General features: G+C 59.5%; 10 protein-coding genes. All 10 read right to left on the reverse strand.

Annotation, left to right across the window (positions count from 1 at the left end; genetic code table 11):
• Nucleotides 1–17 precede the first annotated feature (17 nt).
• Nucleotides 18–728, reverse strand: a complete 711-nt coding sequence (locus tag HF327_RS12585; protein ID WP_011733938.1) for an ABC transporter ATP-binding protein — start codon at nt 726–728, stop codon at nt 18–20.
• 1 nt (nt 729) lies between these two features.
• On the reverse strand, nt 730–1,935 hold the full coding sequence (locus HF327_RS12590; RefSeq protein WP_198460499.1) for an ABC transporter permease: 1,206 nt from the start codon (nt 1,933–1,935) through the stop codon (nt 730–732).
• Nucleotides 1,932–3,083, reverse strand: coding sequence for an efflux RND transporter periplasmic adaptor subunit (locus HF327_RS12595; protein ID WP_198460500.1), 1,152 nt, complete (start codon nt 3,081–3,083; stop codon nt 1,932–1,934). Before HF327_RS12595 ends, HF327_RS12590 begins: the two co-directional genes overlap by 4 nt.
• Complete coding sequence (locus HF327_RS12600; protein WP_198460501.1) at nt 3,080–3,688, reverse strand: TetR/AcrR family transcriptional regulator; 609 nt, start codon at nt 3,686–3,688, stop codon at nt 3,080–3,082. The genes HF327_RS12595 and HF327_RS12600 overlap by 4 nt, the downstream gene beginning before the upstream one ends.
• A gap of 328 nt (nt 3,689–4,016) precedes the next feature.
• On the reverse strand, nt 4,017–4,790 hold the full coding sequence (locus HF327_RS12605) for a YdcF family protein (protein WP_198460502.1): 774 nt from the start codon (nt 4,788–4,790) through the stop codon (nt 4,017–4,019).
• Nucleotides 4,791–4,949: 159 nt separating this feature from the next.
• Nucleotides 4,950–6,998, reverse strand: coding sequence for an acetyl-CoA carboxylase biotin carboxylase subunit (locus HF327_RS12610; protein WP_099736860.1), 2,049 nt, complete (start codon nt 6,996–6,998; stop codon nt 4,950–4,952).
• Nucleotides 6,980–8,392 carry a DUF389 domain-containing protein gene (locus HF327_RS12615; protein WP_198460503.1) on the reverse strand — a complete coding sequence of 471 codons (1,413 nt, stop codon included), beginning with the start codon at nt 8,390–8,392 and terminating at the stop codon, nt 6,980–6,982. Before HF327_RS12615 ends, HF327_RS12610 begins: the two co-directional genes overlap by 19 nt.
• Before the next feature lie 13 nt (nt 8,393–8,405).
• On the reverse strand, nt 8,406–9,941 hold the full coding sequence (locus HF327_RS12620) for an acyl-CoA carboxylase subunit beta (RefSeq protein ID WP_198460504.1): 1,536 nt from the start codon (nt 9,939–9,941) through the stop codon (nt 8,406–8,408).
• Between the two features lie 78 nt (nt 9,942–10,019).
• A complete protein-coding gene (gene meaB / locus HF327_RS12625; protein ID WP_198460505.1) occupies nt 10,020–11,024 on the reverse strand; it encodes a methylmalonyl Co-A mutase-associated GTPase MeaB in 1,005 nt (334 codons plus the stop codon).
• Nucleotides 11,025–11,058: 34 nt separating this feature from the next.
• On the reverse strand, nt 11,059–13,233 hold the full coding sequence (gene scpA, locus HF327_RS12630; protein ID WP_198460506.1) for a methylmalonyl-CoA mutase: 2,175 nt from the start codon (nt 13,231–13,233) through the stop codon (nt 11,059–11,061).
• Between the last annotated feature and the right edge of the window lie 56 nt (nt 13,234–13,289).

Below are 13,289 nucleotides of genomic sequence, written 5' to 3' on the forward strand. Positions count from 1 at the left end.
GTAATTCAATCGTTCTCTCATTCGAACTCCCGCCCTTCGCCAGCTTCCTCATGGGTCACACCGTCGCGGATGTGGTAGATGCGCTTGAAAGTGGGGATGATCTTTTCGTCATGGGTGACGACGATGATGGCGGTCTCGAACTTCCGAGCCATGTCATTGAGGATGCGGATCACAGCCATGGCGCGCTCGGAATCCAGCGGCGCAGTGGGTTCATCGGCCAGGATCACCGGGGGACGATTGACCAATCCGCGCGCGATGGCAACCCGTTGCTGCTCGCCACCGGAGAGTTGCGAGGGCATCGCGCGAGCTCGGTGTTGCACATCAAGCGCCGTGAGCAATTCCAGTGCCTTCGCGCGCGACTCTCCATTCGCGACGCCTGCAAGCATCGGCAGCAGCGCCACGTTGTCGGTGACATCGAGAAACGGAATCAGGTATGGTGCTTGGAAAACGAAACCGATCTTGTCGCGCCGCAAGGCGCGCAAGTCGCGGACTTTCCAGCCATCGTCGTAGATCACTTCATCACCCAGCGTCATGCGCCCTGCGGTCGGATCAATCACTGCGCCCAGACATTTGAGCAGCGTGCTCTTGCCGGACCCGGAAGGGCCAATCAGGCCAACCACCTCGCCGGGTGCCACCTGCATGTCCACGCCTTTCAAGGCATCGACCGCGGTATCCCCCTCGCCATAACGTTTTCTCAAACCTTCGATGCGAATGCCTTTGCCACTCATCTCAACCTCCAATGGCTTCGGCCGGATCGACCTTGAGTGCCATGCGAATGGCGACGATGCTGGCTAGAACGCAGATCACGAGCACGGCGAAAAAACCGGCGATGGAGTCGAACGGCATCAACAGTACGTACTTGGGAAACAGGGGCGCTGAGAAAGTGGCTGTGATCTTGCCGACCACGAAACCAATCACGCCCAGGGCGAGCGCCTGCTGCATGATCATCGCGGCGATGGTTCGGTTGCGTGTGCCGATGAGCTTCAACACCGCGATCTCGCGGATTTTGTCCATCGTCAGCGAATAGATGATGAAGGCAACGATGGCCGCGCTAACGATGGCCAGAATCACTAAGAACATGCCGATCTGCTTGGCCGAGGTGGCGATCAACTTGCCGACGAGGATGTCTTCCATCTGTGCCCGGGTGTAGACCGTCAAACGCTTCCAGCGCCGGATGGATTCGGCAACCTCGTCCGGCGTATGGCCAGGTTTCAGTGTGACCAGTACTGCATTGACGAACGCGTTGGTGCTCTGTGAAGCAATCACGGCATCCAGCAAACCTGGAACACCGGGTCGATTGAAAGCCGGGTTGGCTTCGGTGCGACGCCGGCTTTGCCAAATGGCGTCGTTGTCCTTGAGGAACTGAGCCTCTTGGGCATCCTTGAGCGGAATGAATACCATCGGGTCGCCGCTGGACGACACCATGCGCCGTGTAAGCCCAACGACGGTGTAATGATTTCGGCGAATGGCAAGACGATCTCCCAGTTTGAAGCCGGTGGCGATGTCGGCCACCGCCTCGTAGTGACTGCGCGTGATCTGGCGTCCAGCGACGAGATAAGGAGGCCATCCGGGTGTAGCCCCCAACGCGCCGGGCGCGATGCCGACCACCATGGTGCGTACATCACTCTCGCCCTTGCGTACCTGCATGGTCAGGTAGGTCACGTTCGCTGCCTGGGCGACTCCCGGCATGGCGAGGATGGCGCGATACACGTCATCGTTGAGGCTGGACGACTCCGCATAAGGACCCAGAGTGTCCTTTTGCACCACCCAAAGGTCGGCGCCACTGTTGTCGAGCAGCGCCTTGCCGTCGTCCACCATGCCCCGGTACACCCCGGCCATGACCAGGGTGACGCCGATCAGCAGACCCAGACCGATGCCAGTGAAGACGAACTTTCCCCAGGCATGGAGAATGTCGCGGCCGGCCAGGCTGATCATCGTGACACTCCTGGGATGTGGTCGACCACATGGATGCGGCTGCGCGCCGTCAGTGCCTTTTCGCTATAGGTCACAACCTGGTCCCCATTCTTGAGCCCTTCGCGCACCTGCACGTAACCATTGAGGTCGGAAGTGCCGAGCTTGACCGGGGAGAAACGCAGATCACCATCCACGATTTGCCAGACCCCGACTTTGTCGCCCTCACGCTGGACGGCAGAGTTGGGGATCAGTGGAGCGGCCGGGAGCGCCGGCAAGTCAACCGTGACTTCGCCCAGTTCACCCACCGGTGGCAAAGGTTCTGGTTTGTTATCGAATGTCACCTTGGCGAGCGTTTCCTCGGTTACCGCGTCGGCCTTGGGTTCCACCCGCAGCACGCGACCATTCAACGTCTGGCCGCCACGCGAACGCAGGACGATACGAGCCGGCAGCCCCCCAGCCAGCCCCGATGCGCTGATCTGGTCGAAGCGCACATTGATCCACAAACTCTTGGGGTCGATCACTTCCACCACGGCCTGGCCTGCGACGATGGTCGTGCCGGGATCGGCATCGCGCACGGCGACTACACCGTCGACCGGCGCGATCAGGCGCAGATTGCTCCGCTGCGCGACGAGTCCTTCGCGGTCGGAGCGTGCCCGGGCAATATCTTCCCGAGCGGCGGATAGGGCGGCATCGGCGATCTGCAGTTCCTGCCGCTTGGTGGTGACGATTTCCTCGCTGGTCGAGCGCACCGCAAACAATTGCTCATAGCGGCGCGCCTGGGTTTGCGCGTAGGCTTGCCGGGCTTCAGCCTCGCGCAAAGCCGCTTCCGCACGCTTGAATGCCGATTCCTGTGACCGCACCCGATCATCGAGGTCGACCGGGTCCATTTCACCTAGTACCTGCCCGGCCTTGACTTGGTCTCCCACATGTACATCCAGACGTTTGACGCGCCCGGCAAACGTCGGGCCGATCTTGTAGGTGTAACGCGCCTCCACCGTGCCGATGCCGAACAGCGCCGGCGTGATAGCCCGTGACTCGACGCTTGTTACCGTCACAGCGACAGGGGCGAGCGGCCCTGATCGCAGACCGACATAAACAAAGAGCACCAGCAAAGGAATGATGACGGCAAGCAACGCCAGGGTGCGGCCTTGCAAGGGCAACTTTTTCATTGCGTACTCCTTATGCCACGCCGATAAATTGCAAAGACGCGCGGCGCATCGCGATGCATACGTTCTACATCACCCGCCAACAGCGATTGCATGACCAAGCCCTGGATCGTGCCAATGAACAGCGTTGCCGCTGCCTCGTTGTCAAGCGAGGGAGACAACTCGCCGCTGGCCTTGCCTTTCTCGATGAGACGATGCAAACGTTCGCCGTAGCGCTGAATCAAGGTTTGCACCATGCGCTTGGCCGGTGTCGATTCGGCACGCTGAAGCTCACCAAACATCATTCTTGGTACACCTGGGTGGTCAGCAACAAATTCGATATGGCTCATGAACATCGCCTCCATGGCTGCCAAGGGCGACTCGATTCCTTGTGCGGATTGATCGATTCTGGCTAATAGGCGCTCTGCTACCCACTCCATGACCGCCTGCCAAATGGCTTCCTTGTTCGGGAAGTGCCGAAACAGCGCACCCTGGGTCAAGTTCATGTGTTTAGCGATAGCCGCAGTGGTGATCTCGCTTGGGTTTTGCGAACCGGCAAGCGCCACGACGGACTCGACAGTTACGGCACGACGTTCATCGGCCGGCAGATGCTTTGGATGGGTGTCCACTAGCACTCCTTGTAAGATAGTAATTGATTACTATCTTAGCACAAGAGGCAACTCAAACAAGAGATAAGTCAAACCCCGACGTGCTCGTCAATATCTAGCGTCTGCAATGGGCTTAACGTGCTTTATTTTCCGTTTTCTGAGAGGTCCCCTGCAGGCAGTTGCACAGCACAAGGCCGAAGCTGGCACCTTGCGTGAACTGGTGGAGCAGTTCAGACCGACGCAGAAATCTTCTCGTAAAAAGCGTGGTGGTGAAGCGCCAGAGGTTAAATAAGCAGGCTTCTGGCGATAAAAGAAGGAATAAATGACAGCCCTTTAATAACCAAAAGGCTTATGAGTCAAAACTGGCCGTATCCTGGCTTGCCCTCGGTGTGGGTGCGGCCACGGGGTAGACCTCAAGCAGATGCTGCCGACTGGCGATATTCATGGCGCGCATCAGATGAAAGTCACTGCTGACCACGGCCACGGGCGCATCTGCCGGCACGCCGCGCTCTGCCAGCATGGGGCGGCTTAGCTGGATATTGAGTTCGGTGCTGGTGCTGAGTTTTTCCAGCACCATCCGGTCTGCCGCAATGCCGTGGCGCTGCTGCAGATAGCGGGCCATGATCTCGGCTTCAGACTCTTTCTCGCCCCAGTCCACACCGCCGCAGACGGCGATGAAGGCTGTGGGTTGCAGCTTTGCCAGCTCAGCAGCCGTATCCAGTCGCGCGGCCAGAACGGGACGGGGGTGACCGTTCAAGGTTCCGCTGCCCAAGACCACGATGGATTGAACGGGCGGCACCTGCTGTGGCTCCAGCCCCAGTGTGAAAAGCCGGCTCCAGAACCACAGCAGACTCAGCAGCCAGATGGCAAAACCGGTCCAGGCCAGAGTCCACAAGCGCGCATGCATGGGTCTCCTGGCTCGCCAGACTTGCACTGACTGCCATTTCCAGCTCAGCCACAAAGCGGTTGAACCAAAGATGGCGGGCAGTACCACACCCATGTTGAAGTGACCCATGGCCATCAGCACCAGCGCATCGACCAGCAGCAGCACGCCCACCACCGCCAATACCGTGCGGATGAATCGGCGGGGTGGGTAACCCAGGATATCTGCTTTCAAAGTCATAGCTACCAGCGATTGATGAATATAGGGTTGAAGCCAATATGGCTTGAAGAATTACAAAAGCCCGCAAAGCCAAAGCCATGCGGGCTCTTTCATTTCAGAGCATGAGCGTCTGCGCGTTCAGCCCTGCTGGCGCAGGCCATCGGCCCTGAAATCCTTGCATCATTCAAATTCCAGAATGATGTCGTCCACCGCCAGCGAGTCACCCTTGGTCGCGCTGATCTTGCCCACGATGCCGTCTTGCGCGGCGAACAAGATGTTTTCCATCTTCATGGCTTCAATCACGGCCAGCTTTTCGCCAGCTTGCACCTTCTGGCCAGGCTGCACTGCCACGTCGACCAACAGGCCGGGCATGGGCGAGAGCAGGAACTTGGACAGATCCGGCGGAGCCTTGTAAGGCATCAGCTTGTGCATCTCGGCACCCTTGGGCGACAGCACCATGACATCGGCTTGCGTGCCGTTGTGGATGATGCGCAACAGCAGCGGGTTCTTTGCCGTGCCACGCTCGATCTGGCAGGTGAAATCCTTGCCATTGCACACGCCGCGCACGACCAGATCCCGAATGTCGGCATTGCTGCGGAATTCATAGGTCTTGCCATTGATAACAACCTTGCACGCACGGGCTTCCGCGTCAAAGTCGGTGACTTCGCCGCTCACGTACTGGTTGTTGCCTTCGGCACCCAGCACCACAGCGGTGTACTGCTGACCGACTTGGAGCTGGTGGCCTTGCATCTGACCGGTAATCGTCGATGCACGCGCACGGTAGCGACGGTTGCGGAACATGGCCAGAGCGACCAGGAAGTCCGGATCGGCGTGCGGCACGTCTTCGGCGTGAAAACCGTGGGCGTAGTGCTCAGCGATGAAGCCCGTGTTGAACTCACCCGTCACAAACTTGGGGTGGGCCAGCAGCGCTGCCTGGAAGGGAATGTTGGAGCTGATACCGCGAATGGCAAAACCATTCAGGGCTTCACGCGCCTTGGCAATGGCCTCGTTGCGATCCTTGCCGTGCACAATGAGCTTGGCGATCATCGAGTCGTAGAACATGGGGATCTCGCCGCCGTCATAGACGCCGGTATCCACACGCACGCCTTGCAGATGCTCTGTGTCGCCTTGCCACATGGTCTGCTCTGGCGGCTGGAAGCGCACCAGGCGACCGGTGGAAGGCAGGAAGTTGCGGAACGGGTCTTCGGCGTTGATACGGCACTCAATGGCCCAGCCGTCACGCTTCACATCAGCCTGGCCAAAAGCCAGCTTTTCGCCGGCCGCCACGCGGATCATCTGCTCGACCAGATCCAGACCGGTAATGCACTCGGTCACAGGATGTTCCACCTGCAGACGCGTGTTCATTTCGAGGAAGTAGAAGTCCTGATCCTTGCCGACCACAAATTCCACAGTACCGGCGGACTGGTACTTCACGGCCTTGGCCAGTTGCACCGCTTGTTCGCCCATGGCTTTGCGGGTTTCGTCGCTGATGAAGGGGCTTGGTGCCTCTTCGATCACCTTCTGGTGACGACGCTGAATGGAGCACTCACGCTCGTTCAGGTACACCACGTTGCCGTGGCTGTCGCCCAGAATCTGGATTTCAATGTGGCGGGGCTCCTGGACGAACTTCTCAATAAAGATGCGGTCGTCGCCAAAGCTGTTGCGCGCCTCGTTCTGGCAAGAAGCAAAGCCTTCAAAGGCTTCCTTGTCGTTGAACGCCACCCGCAGGCCCTTGCCGCCGCCGCCGGCCGAAGCCTTGATCATCACGGGGTAGCCAATGCCCTTGGCGATTTCCACCGCTTGCTCGGGGCCAGCGATGGCGTCGTTGTAGCCGGGAATGGTGTTGACCTGGGCTTCATTGGCCAGCTTCTTGGACGCGATTTTGTCGCCCATGGCGGCAATGGAGTGGGCCTTGGGGCCGATGAAGGCAATGCCTTCGTCTTCGCAGCGCTTGGCAAAAGCTTCGTTTTCAGAGAGGAAGCCATAGCCTGGGTGAATGGCTTGTGCACCCGTGCTCTTGGCAGCCGCAATGATGCGGTCCGCCACTAGGTAGGACTCGCGGCTGGGAGCGGCACCAATGTGCACGGCCTCGTCGGCCAGCTTCACATGGCGCGCATCCTTGTCAGCGTCCGAATACACGGCCACGGTCTTGATGCCCATCTTGCGGGCAGTGGCGATCACGCGGCAGGCGATTTCGCCGCGGTTGGCAATCAGGATTTTGGTGAACATGTTGTCTGCTTCCTTCGGTTTTTGTCTCTAGCGTTGAGCGAGCGGGAATCCAGTCGCTCGATCAACTGCACTTCAGTTTTTTCTAGTCGCACGCCAAGCCAGCGGCTCAGGCTGTCCCTGTCGTGCGTGTTTAAGTTGTTGGCGACATCCAATACCACCACCGTGCTTGGCTGGGCTGCATTGCTGGCATTGTCCGAGCGCTCGCCTTGCGCCAGGGTCAGCGCGCAGACCAGCGGCTGCTGGGCTTGCACTTCCTGAAGCAGCGCCAGGGCATCGACCGCCTTGACCGGCGGTTTTTCGTCCAAGGCCTTGGCTTCCGCCACATCCTGCTGCAAGGCCTTGAGCTGCGCGTCCATGGACTTGACCTGCTCGACCAGCGTCTTGTTCACGCCTTCCTCCAGCTCGCTGCGCAGCTTTTCGACATTGAGGGAGTCGTCTCCGGCATCACGCACCAGCACCGTCACATCGGCCTGCCCGTCGCGGAGCATGCGGCGCTGTACCTGCTCGCGCAGCTGGGCTTCGTCAGTCCGGCCCACCACGATCAGGCGCAGCGTACGTGCCCCCGCATCTACCTCATGCATCAGTACATGGCTGTTGGGTTCTGCTTCCAGATCCCGTGCCACGCGGACTGCGGCACTGGCAAACACCTCTTGCTGCACCAGGCGATAGCCCATCCACACGCTGGGTACCAGCACCACCGTCAGGCCCAGCGCGATGATGAGCCGATGGCGCTTGCGCGTCACTTCGTCAAGTTCACCCTGGCGCGGCAGACGCAGCAGCTTGGCCACCGCGAGGGTGGACGCGCCAATGAACATGCTGTTGATGATGAACAGGTAGAAGGCGCCGCCAAACATGTCCCAGCGGCCATGGGCAATGCCAAAGCCTGCGGTGCACAGTGGGGGCATGAGCGCGGTGGCAATCGCCACGCCCGGCACGACGTTGGAATAGCCGCGGCGTGTAACCGCCACCATGCCAGCCGCGCCGCCGAAAGCGGCAATTAGCACATCCCACAGCGTGGGAAAAGTGCGGGCCATCAGCTCGGACTGGGGCTGCTCCAGCGGGCTGAGCGTGAAGTACAGCACCGAAGTCAGCAAACTCAGAACCACGAAGATGGCCAGGTTCTTGCCCGCCATGCGGATCAAGCCCAGGTCTTGCACGGCCGCACCGTAGCCCATGCCCACAATGGGTCCCATCAGCGGCGAGATCAGCATGGCACCGATGATCACGGCAGTGGAGTTCGTATTGAGCCCCACCGAAGCGATCAGGATGGCGAAGAACAGCACCCACAAGTTGGTGCCGCCAAATTGCGCGCCCGAACGCACCGTCTCGTCAATGACGGATGGCTCCTGCTGATCCTTGCGCAGGTCAAACAGAAAAAGCAGGTTCGGGCGCATAGTTACATCGCTTTCACAAAGGGATGTTGCCGTGCTTGCGCCACGGATTCTCGAGCTGCTTGTTCTTCAGCATCTCAAGGCTGCGGCAGATACGCTTGCGCGTTTCATGTGGCTGGATCACGTCGTCGATAAAGCCACGCGCGCCGGCAACAAAGGGGTTAGCAAAGCGTTCTTTGTACTCCGCTTCGCGGGCGGCCAGCTTGACAGGATCGTTCTTATCTTCACGGAAGATAATTTCCACTGCGCCCTTGGCTCCCATCACGGCGATTTCAGCGTGAGGCCACGCCAGATTCACATCACCGCGCAAATGCTTGGAAGCCATCACGTCGTACGCGCCGCCGTAGGCCTTGCGAGTAATGACGGTGATTTTCGGCACCGTGGCTTCCGCGTACGCATACAGCAGCTTGGCGCCGTGCTTGATGATGCCGCCGTACTCCTGGCTGGTACCGGGCATGAAGCCGGGCACATCGACAAAAGTGACCACAGGGATGTTGAACGCATCGCAGAAGCGCACAAAGCGCGCCGCCTTGATAGAAGACTTGATGTCCAGGCAACCAGCCAGCACCAGGGGCTGGTTGGCCACGATACCCACAGTCTGGCCAGCCATGCGGGCAAAACCGATGATGATGTTCTTGGCGTATTCGGGCTGCAGCTCGAAGAAGTCGCCATCGTCCACGGTCTTGGCGATCAGCTCCTTCATGTCGTAAGGCTTGTTGGCGTTGTCGGGCACCAGCGTGTCCAGCGACATGTCGGCACGGTTCACCGGATCGGTGGACACGCGCACGGGTGCCTTTTCCTTGTTGTTCAGTGGCAGGTAGTTGTACAGGCGACGCAGCATCATCAGTGCTTCCACGTCGTTGTCGAACGCCATGTCGGCCACACCGCTCTTGGTGGTGTGGGTGATGGCACCGCCCAGCTCTTCGGCCGTGACTTCTTCATGGGTCACGGTCTTCACGACTTCAGGGCCGGTCACGAACATGTAGCTCGAGTCCTTGACCATGAAAATGAAGTCGGTCATGGCGGGCGAGTACACCGCACCACCCGCTGACGGGCCCATGATCATGGAGATTTGTGGCACCACACCCGAAGCCAGCACGTTCTTCTGGAACACGTCAGCATAGCCGCCCAGAGAGGCCACACCTTCCTGAATACGCGCACCGCCGGAGTCGTTCAGACCGATGACAGGAGCGCCAACCTTCATGGCCTGGTCCATCACCTTGCAGATTTTTTCGGCATGGGTTTCGGACAAGGCACCACCAAACACCGTGAAGTCCTGGCTGAACACAAAGACCAGGCGGCCATTGATCATGCCGTAGCCGGTGACTACGCCGTCGCCGGGAATTTTGGTCTCTTCCATGCCGAAGTCCGTGCAGCGGTGCTCCACGAACATGTCCCACTCTTCAAACGTGCCGTCGTCCAGCAGCAGTTCAATGCGTTCGCGCGCAGTGAGCTTGCCCTTTTTGTGCTGTGCGTCGATGCGCTTTTGTCCCCCACCCAGCCGCGCGAGTTCTCGCTTGGCTTCTAGCTGCTTCAGGATATCGTCTTGCATGCTTGTCCTCTATCGTGATTTGGGTTGCTTGTCTCGCAAGTAGTAGTGCGATGCTATGGTAATAAGAGCTACTAGCGCCTACTGCATTTGGGCTAGAAGTAGATTTCTTGCTGCGGTACTAGCCGCAATACGGCCAGCGGCCACATCGTCCTGAAGGACGGGGAGCATGGCCTTGACCTGCGGGTGCTGGCGAAACGCCTGCTTGAGGCCGAAGTCAATGCGCTCCCACATCCAGGCCAGCGACTGCTTTTCGCGGCGCAGTTGCAGGCGGCCGTTGGCGGTCTGCATGTCTCTGAAGCTGCTCACTGCCGCCCAGAAATCATCCACCCCGTTACCCAGCAAGGCGCTGATCTGAATCACACGTGGCTGCCAGAGCGCGCCATGCGTGGCGTGGTCCGGGTTGCCATGCATACCCAGCAAACGCAGGCTCGAGGTAATTTGTGCCTGCGCACGCATGGCAGCTTTGGGATCGATGTCGGCCTTGTTGATGACCACCAGGTCAGCCAGCTCCATCACGCCTTTTTTGATGGCCTGCAGATCGTCGCCTGCGTTGGGTAGCTGCAGCACGCAGAACATATCGGCCATGCCATGCACGGCAATTTCGCTCTGGCCCACGCCCACGGTCTCGATGATGACCACGTCATAGCCTGCGGCTTCGCAGACCAGCATGGCTTCACGCGTTTTCTCGGCCACACCGCCCAGAGTCCCGCTGGACGGACTGGGGCGGATATAGGCTTCCATACGCATGGACAGGTGCTCCATACGGGTCTTGTCACCAAGAATAGAGCCGCCAGAGACCGAGGACGATGGGTCAATCGCCAGCACCGCAACGCGCAGGCCCTTGCCAATCAGGTACAGGCCCAGAGCTTCAATAAACGTCGATTTACCAACGCCCGGCACGCCGCTGATGCCAAGGCGAAATGCCTTGCCCGTGTGCGGCAGCAGGGCCGTGAGCAAGCCATCTGCCTGCTCACGGTGGTCAGCGCGGGAGGATTCCAGCAAGGTGATGGCCTTGGCCATCGCCCGGCGCTGCACGGCAGCGTTGCCGTGCAGGATGCCGTCTTGCATTTGCTCAGGTGTCACTTCGTGTTCGCCTTTGCTATCAGTACGCCGGGGCTTAAATGCCGTTGGCCTTCTTGATTTGCTCCAGCACATCCTTGGCGCTGGCAGGAATGGGGGTGCCGGGGCCGTAGACGCCCTTGACGCCTGCGCTGTACAGGAAGTCATAGTCCTGCGCAGGAATCACGCCACCGACGAAGACGATGATGTCGTCCGCGCCCTGAGCCTTCAGCTCGGCAATGATGGCAGGCACCAGAGTCTTGTGACCCGCAGCCAGTGTGGAGACACCCACGGCGTGCACGTCATTTTCAATGGCCTGACGAGCACATTCTTCGGGTGTCTGGAACAACGGGCCCATGTCCACGTCGTAGCCCAGATCGGCAAAAGCGGTGGCCACCACCTTGGCACCACGGTCATGACCGTCCTGGCCCAGCTTGGCGACCATCACACGGGGGCGACGGCCCAGCGTTTCAGCCGCGGCGTTGATTTCTTCCTTGAGCTTGTCCCAGCCTTCGGCGGAGTCATAAGCGGCAGCGTACACACCGGTCACCTTTTGCGTATCAGCGCGGTGGCGGCCAAAGGCCTTTTCCATCGCATCGGAGACTTCACCCACCGTGGCGCGCAGGCGCACGGCCTTGATGGCCAGATCCAGCAGATTGCCCTCACCGGACTCTGCTGCAGAAGTGATAGCTGCCAGCGCTTGTTCCACTTGGGCTGTATCGCGTTTTGCCTTGATGCTATTCAAACGGGCAATCTGGCTGTCACGGACTTTGACGTTGTCCACATCCAGAATTTCGATAGCGTCTTCCTTGGCCAGCTTGTACTTGTTGACGCCAACAATGACTTCCTTGCCGGAGTCAATGCGTGCCTGCTTTTCAGCAGCGGCGGCTTCGATCTTGAGCTTGGCCCAGCCGCTGTCCACGGCGGCCGTCATGCCGCCCATGGCATCCACTTCTTCAATGATCTTCCACGCGGCGTCGGCCATGTCCTGGGTCAGCTTTTCCATCATGTAGGAACCGGCCCAGGGGTCGATCACATTGGTGATGTGGGTTTCTTCCTGAATGATGAGCTGGGTGTTGCGCGCAATGCGGGCCGAGAATTCGGTGGGCAGTGCAATGGCTTCATCGAGCGCATTGGTGTGCAGCGACTGAGTGCCGCCAAACACGGCGGCCATGGCTTCGATGGTGGTGCGCACCACGTTGTTGTAGGGATCTTGTTCGGTCAGCGACCAGCCCGAAGTCTGGCAGTGCGTGCGCAGCATCAGGCTCTTGGGGTTCTTGGCGCCGGTTTCCTTCATGATGCGGCACCACAGAAGGCGGGCGGCGCGCATTTTGGCGATCTCCAGGTAGAAGTTCATGCCAATCGCCCAGAAGAAAGACAGACGGCCCGCGAATGCGTCCACATCCATGCCTTTTTCCACGGCCGTCTTCACATACTCTTTGCCATCGGCCAGCGTGAAAGCCAGCTCGAGCGCCTGGTTGGCGCCGGCTTCTTGCATGTGGTAGCCCGAAATCGAGATCGAGTTGAACTTGGGCATGTTCGCGCTCGTGTACTCGATGATGTCGCCAATGATCTTCATCGACGGCTTGGGCGGGTAGATATAAGTGTTGCGCACCATGAACTCTTTCAGAATGTCGTTCTGAATCGTTCCTGCCAGTTGGTCCTGCGACACGCCCTGCTCTTCCGCCGCCACCACGTAGCCAGCCAGCACGGGCAGCACGGCGCCGTTCATGGTCATGGAGACCGAAACCTTGTCCAGAGGAATCTGGTCAAACAAGATCTTCATGTCTTCGACCGAGTCAATAGCGACGCCCGCCTTGCCCACGTCGCCCGTCACGCGGGGATGGTCAGAGTCGTAGCCACGGTGCGTGGCCAGATCAAAAGCGACGGATACGCCTTGGCCACCGGCAGCCAGCGCCTTGCGGTAGAAGGCGTTGGATTCTTCGGCGGTCGAGAAGCCTGCGTACTGGCGAATCGTCCAGGGGCGGCCTGCATACATGGTGGCCTGTGGTCCACGAATGTAGGGGGCAAAGCCCGGCAGCGTGTTGGTGTGCTGCAGGTCTGCGGTGTCTTCAGCCGTGTACAGGGGCTTGACGGTGATGCCGTCAGGCGTGACCCAGTTCAGGTTGTTGATATCACCGCCTGGCGATACCTTGTTCGCAGCCTTGTTCCAGGCTTGCAGATCTGCTGCTGCAAATTCTTGTTGCCCCTGTTTCGCGTTCTCTTGGCTCATGTTGTCTCTCGTCTGCGGTGCGCGCAGTGAAGGTTGGGATTGCGGTGAACTACCTA

This window comes from Comamonas suwonensis, from assembly GCF_012844455.2.
GTDB classification, from domain to species: Bacteria; Pseudomonadota; Gammaproteobacteria; order Burkholderiales; family Burkholderiaceae_C; genus Comamonas; species Comamonas suwonensis.

Bases quoted from the DNA above. Each gene is read 5' to 3' on its own strand.
- HF327_RS12585 (WP_011733938.1), bottom strand. From the start codon at position 728: ATGAGTGGCAAAGGCATTCGCATCGAAGGTTTGAGAAAACGTTATGGC.
- HF327_RS12590 (WP_198460499.1), bottom strand. From the start codon at position 1,935: ATGATCAGCCTGGCCGGCCGCGACATTCTCCATGCCTGGGGAAAGTTC.
- HF327_RS12595 (WP_198460500.1), bottom strand. From the start codon at position 3,083: ATGAAAAAGTTGCCCTTGCAAGGCCGCACCCTGGCGTTGCTTGCCGTC.
- HF327_RS12605 (WP_198460502.1), bottom strand. From the start codon at position 4,790: ATGACTTTGAAAGCAGATATCCTGGGTTACCCACCCCGCCGATTCATC.
- HF327_RS12610 (WP_099736860.1), bottom strand. From the start codon at position 6,998: ATGTTCACCAAAATCCTGATTGCCAACCGCGGCGAAATCGCCTGCCGC.
- HF327_RS12615 (WP_198460503.1), bottom strand. From the start codon at position 8,392: ATGCGCCCGAACCTGCTTTTTCTGTTTGACCTGCGCAAGGATCAGCAG.
- HF327_RS12620 (WP_198460504.1), bottom strand. From the start codon at position 9,941: ATGCAAGACGATATCCTGAAGCAGCTAGAAGCCAAGCGAGAACTCGCG.
- scpA (WP_198460506.1), bottom strand. From the start codon at position 13,233: ATGAGCCAAGAGAACGCGAAACAGGGGCAACAAGAATTTGCAGCAGCA.